Annotated in this window: 15 protein-coding genes; 12 read left to right on the forward strand and 3 right to left on the reverse strand. The window is 62.2% G+C overall.

What is annotated here, in order from left to right; all coding sequences use genetic code 11:
• The first annotated feature begins 22 nt into the window (after window positions 1–22).
• Complete coding sequence (gene tsf, locus FJW03_RS08580; protein ID WP_140606990.1) at window positions 23–943, forward strand: translation elongation factor Ts; 921 nt, start codon at window positions 23–25, stop codon at window positions 941–943.
• A gap of 55 nt (window positions 944–998) precedes the next feature.
• On the opposite strand, the gene FJW03_RS08585 is transcribed toward tsf, so the two are convergent.
• Entirely contained in the window at window positions 999–1292 is a 294-nt protein-coding gene (locus FJW03_RS08585; RefSeq protein ID WP_140760140.1) for a hypothetical protein, read from the reverse strand.
• Between the two features lie 107 nt (window positions 1293–1399).
• Here FJW03_RS08585 and pyrH point away from each other — a divergent pair, with 107 nt between their 5' ends.
• The 11 genes from pyrH to lpxB all read left to right on the forward strand — a co-directional run bounded on the left by pyrH (window position 1400) and on the right by lpxB (window position 12696).
• The gene (pyrH, locus tag FJW03_RS08590) at window positions 1400–2122 is read left to right on the forward strand and encodes a UMP kinase (RefSeq protein ID WP_140606988.1); all 723 of its coding nucleotides are present in this window, start codon (window positions 1400–1402) and stop codon (window positions 2120–2122) included.
• Window positions 2123–2231: 109 nt separating this feature from the next.
• Window positions 2232–2786 (forward strand): ribosome recycling factor, encoded by a 555-nt coding sequence (gene frr / locus FJW03_RS08595; protein WP_140606987.1) that lies wholly within the window; start codon window positions 2232–2234, stop codon window positions 2784–2786.
• A gap of 32 nt (window positions 2787–2818) precedes the next feature.
• Window positions 2819–3553, forward strand: coding sequence for an isoprenyl transferase (locus FJW03_RS08600; RefSeq protein ID WP_140606986.1), 735 nt, complete (start codon window positions 2819–2821; stop codon window positions 3551–3553).
• Window positions 3550–4365: a phosphatidate cytidylyltransferase gene (locus FJW03_RS08605; protein ID WP_140760142.1), complete on the forward strand. Its 816-nt coding sequence runs from the start codon at window positions 3550–3552 to the stop codon at window positions 4363–4365. The genes FJW03_RS08600 and FJW03_RS08605 overlap by 4 nt, the downstream gene beginning before the upstream one ends.
• A gap of 97 nt (window positions 4366–4462) precedes the next feature.
• Window positions 4463–5605, forward strand: a complete 1143-nt coding sequence (rseP, locus tag FJW03_RS08610; protein WP_140760144.1) for an RIP metalloprotease RseP — start codon at window positions 4463–4465, stop codon at window positions 5603–5605.
• A gap of 217 nt (window positions 5606–5822) precedes the next feature.
• Window positions 5823–8198 carry an outer membrane protein assembly factor BamA gene (gene bamA, locus FJW03_RS08615; RefSeq protein WP_140760146.1) on the forward strand — a complete coding sequence of 792 codons (2376 nt, stop codon included), beginning with the start codon at window positions 5823–5825 and terminating at the stop codon, window positions 8196–8198.
• Window positions 8199–8273: 75 nt separating this feature from the next.
• Window positions 8274–9329, forward strand: coding sequence for a UDP-3-O-(3-hydroxymyristoyl)glucosamine N-acyltransferase (gene lpxD, locus FJW03_RS08620; protein WP_140606982.1), 1056 nt, complete (start codon window positions 8274–8276; stop codon window positions 9327–9329).
• Window positions 9322–9789 carry a 3-hydroxyacyl-ACP dehydratase FabZ gene (gene fabZ, locus FJW03_RS08625; RefSeq protein ID WP_140606981.1) on the forward strand — a complete coding sequence of 156 codons (468 nt, stop codon included), beginning with the start codon at window positions 9322–9324 and terminating at the stop codon, window positions 9787–9789. Before lpxD ends, fabZ begins: the two co-directional genes overlap by 8 nt.
• Before the next feature lie 13 nt (window positions 9790–9802).
• Complete coding sequence (gene lpxA / locus FJW03_RS08630) at window positions 9803–10636, forward strand: acyl-ACP--UDP-N-acetylglucosamine O-acyltransferase (protein ID WP_140760376.1); 834 nt, start codon at window positions 9803–9805, stop codon at window positions 10634–10636.
• Window positions 10608–11522, forward strand: coding sequence for an LpxI family protein (locus FJW03_RS08635; RefSeq protein ID WP_140760148.1), 915 nt, complete (start codon window positions 10608–10610; stop codon window positions 11520–11522). Before lpxA ends, FJW03_RS08635 begins: the two co-directional genes overlap by 29 nt.
• Entirely contained in the window at window positions 11515–12696 is a 1182-nt protein-coding gene (gene lpxB / locus FJW03_RS08640; RefSeq protein WP_140760151.1) for a lipid-A-disaccharide synthase, read from the forward strand. Before FJW03_RS08635 ends, lpxB begins: the two co-directional genes overlap by 8 nt.
• A gap of 43 nt (window positions 12697–12739) precedes the next feature.
• Here the strand turns inward: lpxB and gltA are convergent, their stop codons facing one another.
• Together gltA and gltX are read right to left on the reverse strand one after the other, a co-directional pair.
• The gene (gene gltA / locus FJW03_RS08645; protein WP_140606978.1) at window positions 12740–14068 is read right to left on the reverse strand and encodes a citrate synthase; all 1329 of its coding nucleotides are present in this window, start codon (window positions 14066–14068) and stop codon (window positions 12740–12742) included.
• Window positions 14069–14252: 184 nt separating this feature from the next.
• Window positions 14253–15677, reverse strand: a complete 1425-nt coding sequence (gene gltX, locus FJW03_RS08650; protein ID WP_140760154.1) for a glutamate--tRNA ligase — start codon at window positions 15675–15677, stop codon at window positions 14253–14255.
• Between the last annotated feature and the right edge of the window lie 18 nt (window positions 15678–15695).

Consider the following 15695-nt stretch of genomic DNA (forward strand, 5'->3'; position numbering starts at 1 on the left):
CATTTAAAACAAAGAGGCGACAATGAGCATTTCGGCTGCACAGGTCAAAGAACTCCGCGACTTGACCGGCGCGGGCATGATGGACTGCAAGGCGGCGTTGAACGAGACCAACGGCAACATGGAAGAGGCCGTCGACTGGCTGCGCAAGAAGGGTATCTCCAAGGCCGACAAGAAGGCCGGCCGTACCGCTGCCGAAGGCCTGATCGGCGTCGACAATGGGGTGCGCGAGGCTGCGGTCGTCGAGGTCAATTCCGAGACCGACTTCGTTGCCCGCAATGCCGCCTTCCAGGAAATCGTCGCCAACGTCGCCAAGGTGGCGCTTGCCTACGGCACGACCGAGGCGGTCGCGGCCGCCCAATATCCGGGTTCGGACAAGTCGGTCACCGACACGATCAAGGACGCGGTCGGCACCATCGGTGAGAACATGGGCTTCCGCCGCTCGGCCAAGCTCACCGTGCCGCATGGCGCGGTGGCGACCTATGTGCACAACGCGGTTGCCGACGGCCTCGGCAAGCTCGGCGTGCTGGTCGCGATCGAGACCACCGGCAATGAGCACGCCGCCAACGCCTTTGGCCGTCAGGTCGCCATGCATGTCGCTGCCACCAACCCGATGGCGCTGACGGCAGAGCAGATCGATCCGGCCGCGGTGGAACGTGAAAAGGCGATCTTCTCCGACCAGGCGCGCCAGTCGGGCAAGCCGGAGGCGATCATCGAGAAGATGGTCGAAGGCCGCCTGCGTAAGTTCTACGAGGAAGTCGTGCTCCTGAAGCAGGCCTTCGTGCTCAATCCCGACATCACCGTCGAGAAGGCGCTGAAGGATGCCGAGAAGGAAATCGGCGCCCCGGCCAAGATCACGGCCTATCTGCGCTTCGCGCTCGGCGAAGGCATCGAAAAGGAAGAGACGGATTTCGCGGCGGAAGTCGCGGCGGCGGTCAAGAAGTAAGCCGCTTACCGCCATATCCCGAAAGCGGTTTTCCGGCCTGGCGTCCGCAGGGATGTCAGGCCGATTTCTTGCGCGATGTCGATAAAGGCCCGCAGTTTCGGTGCCCGATATAGGCGGGGAGACAGACGATCACGGCGTGAAAGGGTGGCGCCAGCCGGACCGTGACCATGTCCTGCGCGATCATTTTCTGCTTCGGTTCACAGTCCAGGTCAGGGTCGCCGGAGGCGTCGTGACCGGCGACAAGCCTCTCTGCCATTCGCCGCCCGTGGTGGTCGAGGGCCGGGCCGCCAGCCTCAGCAGCACCTGATCCGGAAAGCCTGAAATTTTGCACAAGGGCGCGGCGTGACATCGCTGCGCCCTTCGTGTATCCGGTCAACCCGCCATGACAGAACCGCCGGGTGAAGCAAGGGCCTTTCGCCTCCAGAACCTGCCGCGCCGAGATTTTCGAGGAACCAGATGACGGTGAAGCCCCTCTACCGACGTGTCTTGCTGAAAGCCTCGGGTGAAGCGTTGATGGGCGAGCAGCATTTCGGCATCGACGTTTCGGTCGTGGATCGCATTGCCGCCGACATCGCGGAGGCCCGCGCGCTGGGCATCGAAGTCGGTGTCGTCATCGGCGGCGGCAATATCTTTCGAGGTGTGGCCGTCGCCTCCAAGGGCGGAGATCGCGTCACCGGCGATCACATGGGCATGCTGGCCACGGTCATCAACTCGCTGGCGCTGCGCACGTCGCTGAACAAGATCGGTGTCGACGCCGTCGTGCTGTCCGCGATCGCCATGCCCGAGCTGTGCGAGAGCTTTTCGCAGCGCCAGGCGACCGCCTACATGAATCAGGGCAAGGTGGTGATCTTCGCCGGTGGCACCGGCAATCCGTTCTTCACCACTGATTCGGCCGCGGCACTTCGCGCCGCCGAAATCGGTGCCGATGCACTGTTCAAGGGCACGCAGGTCGATGGTGTCTATTCGGCAGATCCGAAAAAGGACCCGAATGCGACGCGTTTCGAGCGCATCAGTCACGCTGAAGTCATAAAGCGCGGCCTTTCCATCATGGATACGGCTGCGATTGCACTTGCGCGCGAAAACAACATTCCGATAATCGTCTATTCGATCCACGAAAAAGGTGGTTTCGGCGATATTCTGAGGGGCGGCGGCCGCTGCACGGTCGTCGCGGATGATTGATCCGGGCCTGATCCCTAAAAAGGGAAACCGGCTTTTCGAGAATCAGGCTCGCACATGGGGCGTTGCCCCGAAGCAGTGAACCCGCGGCAGACGGGTCGAGGAGACTAAGATGAGTGGTGAGTACGACGACCTCAAGAGGCGCATGGATGGGGCGATCGCCGCGTTTAAGCATGATCTGGCTTCGCTGCGGACCGGTCGCGCCTCCAGCAATCTGCTCGATGCTATCCAGGTTCAGGCCTACGGCACCACCATGCCGATCAATCAGGTGGCCAACGTCACCGTGCCGGAACCACGTATGATCTCGGTGTCCATCTGGGACAAATCGATGGTCGGCGCGGTCGACCGCGCCATCCGTGAATCCAATCTGGGCTTCAACCCGATCGTCGACGGCACCAATCTCAGGATTCCGCTGCCGGAGCTCAACGAACAGCGCCGCAAGGAACTGGTCAAGATCTCGCATGGCTATGCCGAGAACGCCCGCGTCGCTGCACGCCATGTGCGCCGCGACGGCATGGACTTCCTGAAGAAGGCCGAGAAGGACGGCGCGATCAGCGAGGACGATCATCGCAAGCGTTCGGATCAGGTCCAGAAGCTTACCGACGAAACGATCAGCACCATCGATCATCTGCTTTCCGACAAGGAAGCTGAAATCATGCAGGTTTAGGGTTGGGCTTCGGCTGACCCGAAAGCGAGATCATGACAACGCCCGCGCATGTCGCGATCATCATGGATGGAAATGGACGCTGGGCCAAGGCGCGCGGCATGCCGAGGCTCGCGGGTCATCGCGCCGGCGTCGAGGCGCTACGCAAGACGGTGCGCGCGGCACCGGCTCTCGGCATCTCATTCCTGACCGTCTATGCCTTCTCGTCGGAGAACTGGTCGCGGCCCAAGTCCGAAGTCAGTGACCTGATGGGGTTGTTGAAACTGTTCATCCGCCGGGATCTGGCCGAACTGCACCAGAGCGGCGTGCGGGTCAGGATCATCGGCGACAGGGCAGGGCTGCAGCCGGACATAAGAGGCCTGCTCGAAGAGGCCGAATCGCTGACAATCCGGAACACGTCGCTGACGCTGGTCATCGCCTTCAACTATGGCGGTCGCGATGAGATCGTGCGCACGGCGCGCAAGCTCGCCGAAGCCGTCGGGCGGGGTGAGTTGGACAGCGAGGCGATCACCGCCGACAGCTTTGCCGCCTCTCTCGACACACAGGGCATCCCCGATCCCGAACTGGTCATCCGCACCAGCGGCGAGCTTCGCCTTTCCAACTTCCTCCTATGGCAGGCTGCCTATAGCGAGCTCGTCTTCCTGCCGTGCTACTGGCCGGACTTCAGCCGCGAACACCTGGCAGAAGCCCTGCGCGAATTTGCCGGCCGCGAACGCCGTTTCGGCGGACTGGACCCGCAAGACGTCGCATCGCGACCGGCCGCGGGATGAGCAATCTTCAGCTCCGCGTCATTTCAGCGGTCGTGCTTGCCATCGTTGCCCTTGGCCTGACCTGGCTGGGTGGCCTGCCTTTCCGGCTGCTGTGTGCCGTCATGTCGGCGATGATCTTTTACGAGTGGACGCGCATGTCGCGGCCCGCTGGGGCCAAGCGGCTCGGCTTCCTGCCCGAGATGCTGACCGTCGTTTTCATCGGTGCCTTGATTGCCGGCCTTCCCGCATTCTGGCTGCTGTCCCTCGTCTTGTTTCTGATTGCGGTGACAGCCATTGCCGCTCTGGTTCGCGAGACCGGGCAGTGGGAGGCGAGCGGCCTTGCCTATGCCAGCGTGTCCGGCCTGTCGCTTGCCTTGTTGCGCGATGGCGATCATTCAGGTCTTGTCGCCATCCTGTTCCTGTTCGCGGTCGTCTGGGCGACCGACATTTTTGCCTATTTCGTCGGGCGCGCCGTCGGCGGTCCGAAATTGGCGCCGTCGATATCACCCGGCAAGACGCGCAGCGGCGCGCTTGGCGGCGCGGTTGGCGGTGTTGTCGCCGGGCTCATTCTGGCCGCTATTGCCGGTGGCGGCAATCTGGCCTTGCTCGGCGTGGTGGCGCTCGTGCTTTCGATTGTCGCCCAGGCCGGCGACCTATTCGAATCCTGGGTCAAACGGCGTCACGGCAGCAAGGATTCGGGCGTGCTCATTCCAGGCCATGGCGGCGTCATGGACCGCGTCGACGGGCTTGTCGCGGCGGCTCTCGCCCTATACGTCATCGGCTGGATGGCGGCGGGCGCCGATCATCCGGCGCAGGGGCTGTTTCCCATTTGACCTTGTCGTTTCACGATCTGGTGCGGATACGCCTTGGATTCGCCTGGATTGATGTCACAGTCACGCCTCAACGGCGGAAGAATTTTGAGGGCATGACTTGAACGGGATTCTTCACGCGATTTTCAGTACGGAAGGTTTCTTCCTCGGCACGCTCGTGCCGTTTCTCTTCGTGCTCACCGTGGTGGTGTTCGTCCACGAAATGGGCCACTACCTTGTCGGCCGCTGGTGCGGCATTGGCGTCAGGGCCTTTTCGATCGGCTTCGGTCCCGAACTCATAGGCTTCAACGACAGGCACGGCACGCGCTGGAAGCTTTGCGCCATACCGTTTGGCGGCTATGTCAAATTTGTCGGCGACATGAGCGCCACCTCCAGCCAGCCGACATCGCAAGAACTCGAAACACTGACCGACGAGGAGCGCAAGGTTGCCTTCCACACCCAGGCGATCTGGAAGCGCGCGGCGACGGTGGCGGCCGGGCCTCTGTTCAATTTCCTGCTGACGATCGTCGTCTTTGCCGTGCTGTTTGCCGCTTATGGCCGTTATGTCGCGGAGCCCATGGTGGCTGAAGTTACCGCCGACAGTCCGGCGGCGAAGGCCGGCATCATGCCCGGCGACCGATTCGTCAGCGTTGATGGCAGCAAGGTCGAGACCTTCGGCGACGTGCAGCGGCTGGTCTCGGGCCGTGCCGGCGACACCATCACCTTCGTCATGCTGCGCGACGGCAAGGAAGTCACGGTGACCGCGACCCCGAAGTTGATGGAGCAGGAAGACGCGCTCGGCAACAAGATCAAGGTTGCGGTGATCGGCGTCGTCAACAACAAGGAACTCGGCCAGCCCCGTCTCATCACCTACACCCCGGTGGGAGCGGTTGCGGCGGCAGTCGAGGAAACAGGCCATGTCATCGAGCGCACGGGCCAGTTTTTGCAGCGCTTCGCCGTCGGACGCGAGGACAAGTGTCAATTGGGTGGTCCCGTCAAGATCGCCGACATGGCCGGCAGGGCGGCCAAGCTGGGTTTCGAGTGGCTGGTGCAGCTTGTCGCGCTGCTGTCCGTCGGGATAGGCATTCTAAACCTTTTGCCGATTCCCCCCCTCGACGGAGGCCATCTCTTGTTCTACGGGGTGGAGGCCGTCATCCGCCGGCCGGTGTCGGAACGGATGATGGAAATGGCCTATCGGGCCGGTCTGCTTCTGGTCTTGTGCTTCATGGGTTTCGTATTCTGGAACGATCTGTTTGGGTGCTGAAATCATGAAGAAATTTGGCTTTGGCATGGTCGATGTTGAGACGCCGTTTACCATGCACGGGGATATGAGTGACGCGAAAGCCACGCAGCAGGGTTAAGTAAATACAAATTAACCAGAAGCCTTGCGTGTAGGGAAAATCCGGTTAATACGGTAGGGGAAATTACCGCACGTCCGGTTTTCTCGCCGTGGGGACTACGAGAAAAGGTTATTAAGCCCGATGAAGGCAGCATCCAAGTTTTTGAACGCCGCGTCAGCGGCGGCACTGTCCGCCGCTTTGGTTGTGCCAGGCGCGCTCGCAGTGCAATTCGTTGCCACATCGGCGGCTGAAGCCGCTGTCGTCAGCAGGGTGGAGGTCAGCGGCAACCAGCGTGTCGACGCCGATACGATTCGCAATTACATCACCATCAAGCCGGGCAAGGCCTTCTCGAGTTCCGACATCGACGCCGCGGTCAAGGCGCTGTTCGGCACCGGGCTATTCTCGGACGTGCGGATCAACCAAGTCGGCTCGACACTGGTGGTCAAGGTTTCCGAATACAAGGTCGTCAACCAGGTGCTGTTCCAGGGCAACAAGAAGCTCAAGGACAATGCACTCCAGGCCGCGGTCCAACTGAAGCCGCGCGGCACCTTCTCGCAGGCGACGCTGGATTCGGACGTCGAGGCGGTCAAGGCCGCCTACAGGCGCATCGGCCGTGACGATGCCGGCGTGACCACGCAGGTCATGGAGCTCGGCGACAACCGCGTGAACGTGGTGTTCCACATCACCGAAGGCGACCGCACGCAGATCGCGGCGATCAATTTTGTCGGCAATAGCGCTTATTCGAGCCGCCGCCTGTCGGACGTAATCAACACCAAGCGCTCGTCCTGGGTTTCGTTCATCCTGCGTGACGACGTTTATGACGAGGACAAGCTGCGCGCCGACCAGGAACTGCTGCGCCGCTTCTATTACAATCACGGCTATGCCGATTTTCAGGTCGTGTCCGCTGTCGGCGAACTCGACAGCGCGACGAACAAGTACACGGTTACTATCACCGTCCAGGAAGGCGAGCGTTACACGTTCGGCGATATCAGCGTCGAAAGCACCATCCCGGAAGTGGACTCGAAGGCGCTTGAATCGGTGGTCGAGACCCACAAGGGCGATGTCTACAACGCCAAGGACGTCGAAGACACCATCGTAGCGCTTACCGAGAAGGTGGCCGGTTCGGGCTATGCCTTCGCGCAGGTGACGCCACGCGGCGATCGCAACTTCGAGAACCATACGATTTCGGTCGTTTATACGATCGACCAAGGGACCAAGGCCTATATCGAGCGCATCGAAATCCGCGGCAACGATCGCACGCGCGACTATGTCATTCGCCGCGAGTTTGACGTCAGCGAAGGCGATGCGTTCAACCAGGTACTCATCCAGCGGGCGAAGAAGCGCCTGGAAGACCTGAATTATTTTGACAAAGTCGAGATCTCGACGGTGCCCGGCTCGCAGCCCGACCAGGTCGTGCTGGTGGTCGACGTGGTCGAGAAATCGACGGGCGAATTCTCGGTTGGCGCCGGTTATTCCACCGGCGGTGACACGGCCGGCCCGTCGGTCGAAGGATCGATCACCGAGCGCAACTTCCTCGGCCGTGGCCAGTACATCAAGCTATCGGCGGGTGGCGGCAGGCATTCGCGCGACTACAGCCTCTCGTTCACCGAGCCGTATTTCCTCGGGCGGCGCATCGCCGCCGGCTTCGACATCTACAAGTCGACGCGGCAATACAACGGCAATTACGACAGCGACACCACGGGTGCGACCGTGCGCTTCGGCCTGCCGATCACCAACAGCATTACGACCCAGCTGGCCTACAACATCTCGCAAGAGAAATATTCGGTGGATGACAGTTGCGGTCCCACCAGTCCAGGAGATCCCAGCGGCACCTGTAACATTTCCCAGGCCGTTCTGGATGGCATTGAGCAAAGCCCCTGGATCAAGTCGTCGGTCAGCCTGGGGCTGGTCTACAACACCATCGACGACATGAAGAACCCGCATGAGGGTATCTACGCCAACACGACGGTGGAGGTCGCGGGCCTTGGCGGCGATGCCAAGTTCGTGAAAGTAACGGGGCGTGGCAGCATCTACCAGACATTGTCAGAGCAGCTTGACCTTGTTGGTCTCATTTCTGGCGGCGCTGGTCATGTCGAGAGTTACGGCGGCGGCGATCTGCGCATTTTCGACCACTTCCAAAGCACCGATCGCATGATCCGGGGCTTCGCCTATGGCGGCATCGGGCCGGTCGCTTCCGGAACCAGCGGCGACCATGTAGGAGGGACGACCTACTTCAACGCGTCGACCGAGGCCCAGTTCCCGCTTCCGGTCATTCCCGAGAGCTTCGGCCTGCGTGGTGCAGTGTTTGCGGACGCGGCGACGCTTTATGGCAGCAAGCTCGCATCCGGCTTGGTCAATCCAGATTCTACTGGTATGAAATTGCGCGCTTCGGTGGGTGTCGGCCTGATGTGGGCTTCGCCGTTCGGCCCGATCCGTATCGACTATGCGATCCCGGTCAAGAAGGAAGCGACCGACGATGTGCAGGAATTCAACTTCGGCATATCGACCCGCTTCTGATCGGCGGCTAACGATGCTCCCGGATTTTTCGAATCCGGGAGAAATGTTCCGACCTAGCTGGATATAGCTTCTGGAATGACCGATCCGGTGTTCTTCGCGCCATCACGCCGGTATACGGCGGCCGAAGTCGCGAATCTGACCGGCTCGGTGCTTGTCGATTCCGGCCAATCCGACGTTTCGATCGAAGCACTGGCACCAGCCAGCGAGGGCGGAGCGAATGCGCTCGTCTTCGTGGACGGCAGGCGTAATTCTGCGCTGATGCCATCGCTGCGGGCCGCGGCGGTGCTATGTCCAGCCGAATTCGCCAACAAGGCGCCGGTCGGCATCGCTGTGCTGATCCACCCGCGACCGCAGCAGGCATTCGCGCTGGTCGGGCGACTGCTGTTCCCCACGGCCGCCACGCCAGGGCCGATGACCGGCGAAACCGGCGTTTCGCCGCATGCCCATGTCGATCCAACCGCGCATGTCGAAGCCGGCGTGATCATCGAGGCCGGCGCGGTCGTTGGGCCGGGCGTCTCGATCGGCAGCGGCACCGTGATCGCGCCCAACGCCGTCATCGGGCAGTCCTGCCAGATCGGACGTAACGGCTATGTTGGCCCGGGCGCGAGTATCCAATATGCGCTGATCGGCAACCGGGTCATCATCCATGGCGGGGCCAGGATCGGCCAGGATGGCTTTGGCTTCGTCGGCGGCGCCAAGGGGCCGGAACGTGTTCCCCAGATCGGTCGGGTGGTCATCCAGGACGATGTCGAGATCGGCTCCAATTCCACTGTCGATCGCGGCGCCATGTCGGATACGATTATCGGTCAGGGCACCAAGATCGACAATCTCGTGCAGATCGCCCATAACGTCCGCATTGGTCGCAATTGCATAGTCGCAGGGCTTTCAGGTATTTCCGGTTCCGTGGTCGTGGGTGACAATGTCACCATGGGCGGCGGCGTCGGACTTGCGGATCACCTGACCATCGGCACGGGAGCCAAGCTTGCCGCCAGAAGTGGATTTATGAGCAATGTTCCTGCCGGCGAGATATGGGGCGGCTATCCGGCGCAGCCGATGGCGGAAGCGATGCGAGAGATAGCCATGTTGCGCACGATGGCCAGGGCACGCAAGCAGGGCAAGGACAATGGCTGACATGGTGGCGGCGACGACGCTGGAAGCGGTCGACATAATGGGGCTGATGAAGCTTCTGCCGCATCGTTATCCATTCCTGATGATCGACCGCATTGTCGACATCGATGGCGATGAATCCGCCATCGGCATCAAGAACGTCACCATCAACGAGCCGCATTTTCAGGGCCATTTCCCCGAGCAGCCGGTGATGCCGGGCGTGCTGATTGTCGAGGCAATGGCGCAGACGGCCGGCGCCATCTGCATCCGCAGCCTTGGGGCGTCGAAGCCATCGCTGGTCTATTTCCTGACCATCGACAACGCCAAATTCCGCAAACCGGTCGTTCCCGGCGACCAGTTGAAGATCCACGTCAAGAAAATCAAGAAGCGCGGCAACCTGCTCAAATTCGCCTGTGAAGCCATGGTCGAGGGCACCAAGGCGGCCGAGGCCGAGATTTCAGCCATGATGGTCACCGGCGACTGACGATCGAATGCTTATGAAAATCATGACTTCAATCCATCCTTCCTCCGTCGTGGAGGAAGGCGCCCAGATTGGCCAGGGTGTGCGTATAGGGCCGTTTTGCCACGTCAGCGCCGAGGCCGTGATCGGTGACGGTGTCGAATTGGTCAGCCATGTCTCGGTGATGGGCGCGACCACCATCGGTTCCTCGACCAAGGTCTACCCGATGGCGATACTGGGTGGGCCACCGCAGAACACCAAGCACAAGGGCGGACGCACCACACTGGTCATCGGCGCGAACTGCACCATCCGCGAGGGCGTCACCATGCATGTCGGCACCGACACCAGCCGGGGCGAGACGACGGTGGGCGACAATGGCAATTTCCTCGCCTATGCCCATATCGCCCATGATTGCGTGGTCGGCAGCAACGCCACCTTCGCCAATGGGGCGACGCTGGGCGGCCACTGCGAGATCGGCAACAGTGTCTACATTGGCGGCCTGACTGCCGTTCATCAGTTCGTGCGCGTTGGCGATAATGCGTTTCTGGGCGGTTGCTCCGCGATCGTGGGCGATGTCATTCCATACGCCATCGCCGTCGGCAACCGCGCCAGCCTGCGCGGCCTCAACATTATAGGCCTGAAGCGTTCCGGCCTGCCAAGGTCCGAAATCCATTTGCTGCGGAAAGCTTACAAGACGATCTTCGACCGTTCCCGAACCGTTGGCGAAAACATCGAGTTCGCCAAAGCAGAGTTCGCTTCGTCCCCAACCGCGATGAAGATCATCGATTTCATCACCAGTCGCGGCAAGCGGCACTATGCGGTGCCATCGCTCAAGGGTGGCGATGGCGACGATGCCGATGATGAAGACTAAGACAGCGGTAAGCGGTCTTGATCTCCCGCCTGATGCCAGGGTTGGCATCATCGCCGGCGGCGGCAGTCTTCCGGTCGAAGTCGCGCAAGGCTTGGCCACACGAGGGTATCCGCCTTTCCTCCTGTTGATGGAAGGCGAAGCTGATCGCGAGCGGGACCTGCGTCTATACGAGCATGACAGCCTGGCCCTGGAGCAGATCGGCTCCCTGGTACCGACGCTGAAGCGATATGGAATCACGCATCTGGTTCTGGCCGGCGAAATCAAACGCAGGCCGCAATTGGCCAGGATTCGCCTGAGCCTTGGCCTGCTGGCGATTTTGCCCTCGGTGATCATGGCGCTGGCGCGTGGCGATGACGGCCTGCTGAAGGTCGTGACACGCGGTCTGGAAAGGCGGGGCATCAAGGTGATCGGCGCGCATCAGGTCGTTCCCGAACTCGCCGCCGCCGAAGGCACGCTGACCGCCACGGCACCGAAGCAATCGGACTGGCGTGACATCGAAGCGGCGAGGCAGGCAGCCAAGGCCATCGGCGCACTCGATATCGGCCAGGCGGCTATTGCCATCGGTGGTAGGGCGATCGCGCTCGAAGGCATCGAAGGTACGCACGGCCTGCTCGAAAGAACACGAGAGCTGCGCGGCCATGGCCGGCTTGCCGGCAAGACCCGTGGGGTTCTGGTCAAGTGTGCCAAACCTGGCCAGGAATTGCGCGCCGACCTGCCGTCGATCGGACCACAGACGGTCGAGGCGGCGCATGCGGCCGGGCTTGCCGGCATCGCGGTCGAGGCTGGACGTTCGCTGATCCTCGAAGGTCCGGTGACGCTGGGGCGCGCCAATGCGCTCGGCCTGTTCATCGTCGGCCTGCCAGCAACGGAGCCGCCACATGGCTGACAAGGCGCTGAAGATCGCAATCGTGGCCGGTGAAGAATCCGGCGATCTGCTGGGCGCCGACATCGTGCGTTCGCTGAAGGCATTGACAGGCCGCGAGGTGCAACTCGTCGGCCTTGGCGGTCGCCATTTGCAGGGGCTAGGGCTGGTTTCGCCCTTCGATGCCGGCGAGGTCGCGCTGATGGGTTTCAGTGCCGTCCTGCGCGATCTGCCGCGCCTGATGCGGCGGATCGGCCAGATGGCCGGGATGATCGCGGACGCGAAGCCGGATTGCCTGATCACCATCGACAGTCCGGACTTTTCGCTGCGCGTTGCCAGGAAGGTACGCGCGGCCAACCCGTCGATCCCGATCGTCCACTATGTCTGCCCGAGCGTCTGGGCGTGGCGGCCGGGCAGGGCGGTGGCGATGAAGCCCTATGTCGATCACATATTGTGCATCCTGCCGTTCGAAGTGAAGGAACTCGCCAGGCTTGGCGGCCCGCCCGGCACCTATGTCGGGCACCGTCTCGCCCATGACGCGGGTGTGCTCTCGGCGGCGAAGGCTCAGGGGCAGCCGCGCGACCTTTCGCCGGACCGCGTGAAGACGCTGCTTGTCTTGCCCGGCTCGCGGCGCGGCGAGGTGCGGCGACTGCTGGAGCCGTTTGGCGAGACCGTGTCGATGCTGCGGGCACGCGGACACCGCCTTCGGCTGATATTGCCGACGGTGCCCCATGTCGCGGACACCGTCCGTTCCGCTGTCACGCGCTGGGATGAGAAACCCGAGACCATCCTCGAGCCCGAGCGTAAATGGCAGGCCTTCGGCAAGGCCGACGCGGCGTTGATCGCGTCCGGCACGGTCTCCCTGGAACTGGCGTTGTCCGGTGTGCCGATGGTCTCCTGCTACCGCCTCGACCCTGTCGCGCGCGTCGTCGCGCCGTATCTCGTTACCGTCTGGTCGGCGCTGCTGCCCAACCTGATCTCGGATCGCGCGCTGATCCCGGAGTTCTACAACGAGTACGTCAAACCGAACAATCTGGCGCGCCAGTTGGAAGGGTTGTTGACCGACACCGGCATCCGCGCCTGGCAGAAAGATGGGTTTGCCGAGATCGCACGGCGCATGGCGACGGACAGGCCGTCCGGTGAGATCGCGGCGCAGGTGGTGATGGAGTGCGTGAGGAAGCGAGTGAGTAGTGAGTAGATGATCCTCTTCACTACTGGCTACTGACTACTCCCTATCCTTTTTACCGCTTGGCGATCGGCACGTAATCGCGCTCCGGCGCGCCGGTGTAGAGCTGGCGCGGGCGGCCGATCTTCTGGCGCGGGTCCTCGATCATCTCTTTCCACTGCGCGATCCAGCCGACAGTGCGGGCGACGGCGAACAGCACGGTAAACATGGTGGTGGGGAAGCCCAGTGCCTTTAGCGTGATGCCGGAATAGAAGTCGACATTCGGGTAGAGCTTCTTCTCGATGAAATAAGGATCGGTCAGCGCGATCTTTTCCAGCTCCATGGCGATATCGAGCAGCGGATCGTCCTTGATACCGAGCTCGCCCAGAACCTCGTGCGCCGTCTTCTGCATGATCTTGGCGCGCGGATCGTAGTTCTTGTAGACGCGATGGCCGAAGCCCATCAGCCGGAACGGGTCGTTCTTGTCCTTGGCGCGTGCGATGAATTCCGGGATGTGATCGACATGGCCGATCTCGCCCAGCATGTTGAGCGCCGCCTCATTGGCGCCGCCATGCGCCGGGCCCCACAGGCAAGCAATGCCGGCGGCGATGCATGCAAACGGGTTGGCGCCCGAAGAGCCGGCGAGGCGAACCGTCGAGGTCGAGGCGTTCTGCTCGTGATCGGCGTGCAGGATGAAGATGCGCTCCATGGCGCGCGCCAGCACCGGGTTGATCTTGTACTCCTCGCAAGGCACTGCGAAGCACATATGCAGGAAGTTTGCCGCGAAACCGAGATCGTTCTTCGGATAAATGAAGGGCTGGCCGATGTGATACTTGTAGGCCATGGCAGCGATCGTCGGCATCTTGGCGATCAGCCGCATGGAAGCGACCATGCGCTGGTATGGGTCGGAGATGTCGGTGGAGTCGTGGTAGAAGGCCGACAGCGCGCCGACCACGCCGCACATCACCGCCATTGGGTGCGCGTCGCGACGGAAGCCGGTGAAGAAGCGCGACATCTGCTCGTGCACCATTGTGTGGCGCGTCACGCGGTAATCGAAATCGTCCTTCTGCGCCTTGGTGGGCAGTTCGCCGTAGAGCAGCAGGTAGCAGACTTCCAGGAAGTCGCCATGTTCCGCCAACTGGTCGATCGGGTAGCCGCGATGCAGGAGAATGCCCGCATCGCCGTCGATGAAGGTGATCTCCGATTCGCAACTCGCGGTCGAGGTGAAGCCGGGATCGTAGGTGAAGGCGCCGGTGGTGCTGTAAAGCGTGGCAATGTCGATGACGTCGGGGCCGACGGAGCCACTTCGCACCTTGAACTCATGAGTCTTGCCGCCGAGTTCCAGCTTGGCCGTGGCCTCCTGGGTCTTGCCGCCAAATTCCAATTTTGTCGCAGCTTCGGTCATTGCAAACTCCTTCTCGTTTCATCATGCCGGCAAAGGCAAATTTCTGCGAAGCGACACGTCGAAATCACTGCAATGCGCGTATTCGCCACCGCATTTTAGGAGGTGCGTGCCAGATTGGGCCAAGGCCTAATGTTGCACTGCGAAACCCGCCTTTCAATGCCAATCTTTTTGGGCCAGTTTGCTCCTAATCGATTTGATCCGATATGCGACCCAGGCTTTCCTCGCGCCCTAGCACGGCAAGCACGTCGAACACACCTGGCGAGGTGCTTTTGCCGGTCAGGGCGGCGCGCAAGGGCTGCGCCACGGCGCCCAGCTTATGGCCCCCGGCCAGCGCATAGTCGCGGATCGCGGCCTCTGCGGCGGCGGCCGTCCAGTCGCCCGAAAGCGCATTCAAGGCTTCGTGAGCGCCGCGCAGGATCTTGCGGGAATCGCCATTGAGCAGCAGCGCCGCCTTCTCGTCGACCGGCAGCGGCCGCTCCGCAAACAGGTAAGCGGCGCCATCGACGAGTTCTACCAGCGTCTTGGCGCGCTCCTTCAGACCCGGAAGGGCCGCCAACAATTGCGCCTTGTTATGCTCGTTGAGGCGCGCGGCCATCGCCGGGCCGCCCTGGAGATAGGGCAGGGTGGCGATGAAGATGTCGAACAGTTCCGCGTCGCTCATGCGGCGCATATGGACGCCGTTCAGCGCCTCCAGCTTGGCGAAATCGAAACGGGCGGCGCCCTTGTTGACGTCGCCGATGTCGAACCAGGAGATCATATCCTTGATCGACATGATCTCGTCGTCGCCGTGGCTCCAGCCGAGGCGCGCCAGGTAGTTGAGCAGCGCTTCCGGCAGGTAGCCCATGGCGCGATAGGCCTCGACGCCGAGCGCGCCATGGCGCTTCGACAGCTTGGCACCGTCGGCGCCGTGGATCAGCGGGATGTGCGACATCGATGGCACGTCCCAGCCCATGGCCTTGTAGATCACCGTCTGGCGGGCCGCATTGGTCAGGTGATCGTCGCCCCGAATGATATGCGTTACGCCCATGTCATGGTCGTCGACGACGACGGCGTGCATGTAGGTCGGGTTGCCGTCCGAACGCAGAATGATGAAATCGTCGAGATCCTTGTTGGGGAATCGCACCTCGCCCTGGACACGGTCGTGCACCACCGTCTCGCCCTCGGTTGGCGCCTTGATGCGGATTGCGCCCTTGACCCCGGGAGGCGCCTCGGACGGATCACGATCACGCCACTGGCCGTTGTAGCGTGGCGGCAGGCCCTTGGCACGCGCTGCCTCGCGCATCGCCTCCAGTTCGGCAGGCGTCTCGTAGCTGTAGTAGGCCTTGCCCAGGCGCACGAGTTCCTCGGCCACCTCGCGATGCCGCGGCGCGCGCTCGAATTGGGAGACAGCGTCGCCGTCCCAGCCAAGACCGAGCCAGGAGAGTCCGTCCAGGATGGCGGCCGTCGCCGCATCGGTCGAACGCTCGCGATCGGTGTCCTCGATGCGCAGCAGCATCGTACCGCCGGTGTGCTTGGCATAGAGCCAGTTGAACAGCGCCGTGCGGGCGCCGCCGATGTGCAGATAGCCGGTGGGCGAGGGGGCAAAACGGGTGACGACCTTGTCGGACATGAAATTCTTGGAAACCAT

The organism is Mesorhizobium sp. B4-1-4 (assembly GCF_006439395.2).
Taxonomy (GTDB): Bacteria; Pseudomonadota; Alphaproteobacteria; order Rhizobiales; family Rhizobiaceae; genus Mesorhizobium.